The 5020-nt window shown below is 52.4% G+C and carries 2 rRNA genes; both read left to right on the top strand.

Annotation, left to right across the window (positions count from 1 at the left end):
* Positions 1–210: 210 nt before the first annotated feature.
* Positions 211–1743, top strand: a 16S ribosomal RNA gene (locus DIE03_RS37845).
* A 383-nt stretch (positions 1744–2126) separates the two neighbouring features.
* Positions 2127–5008, top strand: a 23S ribosomal RNA gene (locus tag DIE03_RS37850).
* Together the 16S and 23S rRNA genes form the textbook arrangement of a ribosomal RNA operon.
* Positions 5009–5020: the final 12 nt, after the last annotated feature.

Here is a 5020-nt window from a genome sequence, read left to right on the forward strand (position 1 = left end):
GAAACACGGAGTTTCTCGCAGAAATGCTCTTTAAAAATTAACAGCCGATAAGTGTGGGCGCTTGATGGAAGCGAGCTGATCTTCGGATCAGATAGCGAAAGTATCAAGAGTCTCACACTAAAGTAAGTCAGGTTTATGAAGTGATTCATATTCCTGTCAGCTTTGAGTGAGCGACCGGTTCTTAACCGAACCGAAAACAGTAACAGGTTTGAACTGAAGAGTTTGATCCTGGCTCAGATTGAACGCTGGCGGCATGCCTTACACATGCAAGTCGAACGGCAGCACGGGTGCTTGCACCTGGTGGCGAGTGGCGAACGGGTGAGTAATACATCGGAACATGTCCTGTAGTGGGGGATAGCCCGGCGAAAGCCGGATTAATACCGCATACGATCTATGGATGAAAGCGGGGGACCTTCGGGCCTCGCGCTATAGGGTTGGCCGATGGCTGATTAGCTAGTTGGTGGGGTAAAGGCCTACCAAGGCGACGATCAGTAGCTGGTCTGAGAGGACGACCAGCCACACTGGGACTGAGACACGGCCCAGACTCCTACGGGAGGCAGCAGTGGGGAATTTTGGACAATGGGCGAAAGCCTGATCCAGCAATGCCGCGTGTGTGAAGAAGGCCTTCGGGTTGTAAAGCACTTTTGTCCGGAAAGAAATCCTTGGCTCTAATACAGTCGGGGGATGACGGTACCGGAAGAATAAGCACCGGCTAACTACGTGCCAGCAGCCGCGGTAATACGTAGGGTGCGAGCGTTAATCGGAATTACTGGGCGTAAAGCGTGCGCAGGCGGTTTGCTAAGACCGATGTGAAATCCCCGGGCTCAACCTGGGAACTGCATTGGTGACTGGCAGGCTAGAGTATGGCAGAGGGGGGTAGAATTCCACGTGTAGCAGTGAAATGCGTAGAGATGTGGAGGAATACCGATGGCGAAGGCAGCCCCCTGGGCCAATACTGACGCTCATGCACGAAAGCGTGGGGAGCAAACAGGATTAGATACCCTGGTAGTCCACGCCCTAAACGATGTCAACTAGTTGTTGGGGATTCATTTCCTTAGTAACGTAGCTAACGCGTGAAGTTGACCGCCTGGGGAGTACGGTCGCAAGATTAAAACTCAAAGGAATTGACGGGGACCCGCACAAGCGGTGGATGATGTGGATTAATTCGATGCAACGCGAAAAACCTTACCTACCCTTGACATGGTCGGAATCCTGCTGAGAGGTGGGAGTGCTCGAAAGAGAACCGGCGCACAGGTGCTGCATGGCTGTCGTCAGCTCGTGTCGTGAGATGTTGGGTTAAGTCCCGCAACGAGCGCAACCCTTGTCCTTAGTTGCTACGCAAGAGCACTCTAAGGAGACTGCCGGTGACAAACCGGAGGAAGGTGGGGATGACGTCAAGTCCTCATGGCCCTTATGGGTAGGGCTTCACACGTCATACAATGGTCGGAACAGAGGGTTGCCAACCCGCGAGGGGGAGCTAATCCCAGAAAACCGATCGTAGTCCGGATTGCACTCTGCAACTCGAGTGCATGAAGCTGGAATCGCTAGTAATCGCGGATCAGCATGCCGCGGTGAATACGTTCCCGGGTCTTGTACACACCGCCCGTCACACCATGGGAGTGGGTTTTACCAGAAGTGGCTAGTCTAACCGCAAGGAGGACGGTCACCACGGTAGGATTCATGACTGGGGTGAAGTCGTAACAAGGTAGCCGTATCGGAAGGTGCGGCTGGATCACCTCCTTTCCAGAGCTTCTCGCAAAGTTGAGCGCTCACGCTTATCGGCTGTTGATAAAGACAGAAAGACTGTCTGTTAGCGGTTTTAACGGTTATAATGCCGGCCGCTTTCGATAATCCTCAATGACAAACATTCGAATGAAGTTTGGTTCGAGTTTTTCTCATTGGCGATTGAGCCAGTCAGAGCGGTACGAAAGTATCGGCTGTCGTTCTTTAACAATCTGGAAGAAGCAAGTAATTTGGATAGCGGAAGCGTCTCGAGATGGACGTGAAAACTATCCGGGTTGTGATTGTATCGATGTATCTCAAGATGATTCGAACTTAATGTTCGGCTCAATTGGAATACGGCACAACGCGAGAACTCAACCTGTAACGAGACAGACTCGTTATAGGGTCAAGCGAACAAGTGCATGTGGTGGATGCCTTGGCGATCACAGGCGATGAAGGACGCGGTAGCCTGCGAAAAGCTACGGGGAGCTGGCAAACAAGCTTTGATCCGTAGATGTCCGAATGGGGAAACCCACTCCTTTTGGAGTATCCATGGCTGAATACATAGGCCATGTGAAGCGAACGCGGTGAACTGAAACATCTAAGTAACCGCAGGAAAAGAAATCAACCGAGATTCCCAAAGTAGTGGCGAGCGAAATGGGATGAGCCTTGCACTCTTTATTTGTATTGTTAGCCGAACGCTCTGGAAAGTGCGGCCATAGCAGGTGATAGCCCTGTAGGCGAAAACAGTATGAAAGAACTAGGTGTGCGACAAGTAGGGCGGGACACGTGAAATCCTGTCTGAAGATGGGGGGACCATCCTCCAAGGCTAAATACTCGTGATCGACCGATAGTGAACCAGTACCGTGAGGGAAAGGCGAAAAGAACCCCGGGAGGGGAGTGAAATAGATCCTGAAACCGCATGCATACAAACAGTCGGAGCCTCGTAAGGGGTGACGGCGTACCTTTTGTATAATGGGTCAGCGACTTACGTTCAGTAGCAAGCTTAACCGTATAGGGCAGGCGTAGCGAAAGCGAGTCCGAATAGGGCGTTCAGTTGCTGGGCGTAGACCCGAAACCAAGTGATCTATCCATGGCCAGGATGAAGGTGCGGTAACACGTACTGGAGGTCCGAACCCACTAACGTTGAAAAGTTAGGGGATGAGCTGTGGATAGGGGTGAAAGGCTAAACAAACTTGGAAATAGCTGGTTCTCTCCGAAAACTATTTAGGTAGTGCCTCGTGTCTCACCTTCGGGGGTAGAGCACTGTCATGGTTGGGGGGTCTATTGCAGATTACCCCGCCATAGCAAACTCCGAATACCGAAGAGTGCAATCACGGGAGACAGACATCGGGTGCTAACGTCCGGTGTCAAGAGGGAAACAACCCAGACCGCCAGCTAAGGTCCCCAAATATAGCTAAGTGGGAAACGAAGTGGGAAGGCTAAAACAGTCAGGAGGTTGGCTTAGAAGCAGCCACCCTTTAAAGAAAGCGTAATAGCTCACTGATCGAGTCGTCCTGCGCGGAAGATGTAACGGGGCTAAGCTATATACCGAAGCTGCGGATGCGTACATTGTACGCATGGTAGGAGAGCGTTCCGTAAGCCTGCGAAGGTGCGTTGAAAAGCGTGCTGGAGGTATCGGAAGTGCGAATGCTGACATGAGTAGCGATAAAGGGGGTGAAAGGCCCCCTCGCCGTAAGCCCAAGGTTTCCTACGCAACGTTCATCGGCGTAGGGTGAGTCGGCCCCTAAGGCGAGGCAGAAATGCGTAGCTGATGGGAAGCAGGTCAATATTCCTGCACCATTGTTAGATGCGATGGGGGGACGGATCGCGGAAGGTTGTCCGGGTGTTGGAAGTCCCGGTCGCTGCATTGGAGAAGGCGCTTAGGCAAATCCGGGCGCAGGATTCAAGGGTGTGGCGCGAGCTCCCTAGGGAGCGAAGCAATTGGAAGTGGTTCCAAGAAAAGCCTCTAAGCTTCAGTCTAACGATGACCGTACCGCAAACCGACACAGGTGGGCGAGATGAGTATTCTAAGGCGCTTGAGAGAACTCGGGAGAAGGAACTCGGCAAATTGGTACCGTAACTTCGGGATAAGGTACGCCCTTGTAGCTTGATGCCCCTGCGGGCAAAGGGTGAAGGGGTTGCAATAAACTGGTGGCTGCGACTGTTTAATAAAAACACAGCACTCTGCAAACACGAAAGTGGACGTATAGGGTGTGACGCCTGCCCGGTGCCGGAAGATTAAATGATGGGGTGCAAGCTCTTGATTGAAGTCCCGGTAAACGGCGGCCGTAACTATAACGGTCCTAAGGTAGCGAAATTCCTTGTCGGGTAAGTTCCGACCTGCACGAATGGCGTAACGATGGCCACACTGTCTCCTCCCGAGACTCAGCGAAGTTGAAGTGTTTGTGATGATGCAATCTACCCGCGGCTAGACGGAAAGACCCCATGAACCTTTACTGTAGCTTTGCATTGGACTTTGAACCGATCTGTGTAGGATAGGTGGGAGGCTATGAAACCGGAACGCTAGTTTCGGTGGAGCCGTCCTTGAAATACCACCCTGGTTTGTTTGAGGTTCTAACCTTGGCCCGTGATCCGGGTCGGGGACAGTGCATGGTAGGCAGTTTGACTGGGGCGGTCTCCTCCCAAAGCGTAACGGAGGAGTACGAAGGTACGCTAGGTACGGTCGGAAATCGTGCTGATAGTGCAATGGCATAAGCGTGCTTAACTGCGAGACCGACAAGTCGAGCAGGTGCGAAAGCAGGTCATAGTGATCCGGTGGTTCTGTATGGAAGGGCCATCGCTCAACGGATAAAAGGTACTCTGGGGATAACAGGCTGATACCGCCCAAGAGTTCATATCGACGGCGGTGTTTGGCACCTCGATGTCGGCTCATCTCATCCTGGGGCTGTAGCCGGTCCCAAGGGTATGGCTGTTCGCCATTTAAAGAGGTACGTGAGCTGGGTTTAAAACGTCGTGAGACAGTTTGGTCCCTATCTGCCGTGGGCGTTGGATATTTGAAGGGGGCTGCTCCTAGTACGAGAGGACCGGAGTGGACGAACCTCTGGTGTACCGGTTGTCACGCCAGTGGCATCGCCGGGTAGCTATGTTCGGAAGAGATAACCGCTGAAAGCATCTAAGCGGGAAACTCGCCTTAAGATGAGATATCCCTGGGGACTAGATCCCCTTGAAGGGTCGTTCGAGACCAGGACGTTGATAGGTCAGGTGTGTAAGCGCAGTAATGCGTTCAGCTAACTGATACTAATTGCCCGTAAGGCTTGATCCTATAACAAGTCTG

Source organism: Burkholderia sp. Bp8992, from assembly GCF_003853705.1.
Lineage (GTDB): Bacteria > Pseudomonadota > Gammaproteobacteria > Burkholderiales > Burkholderiaceae > Burkholderia.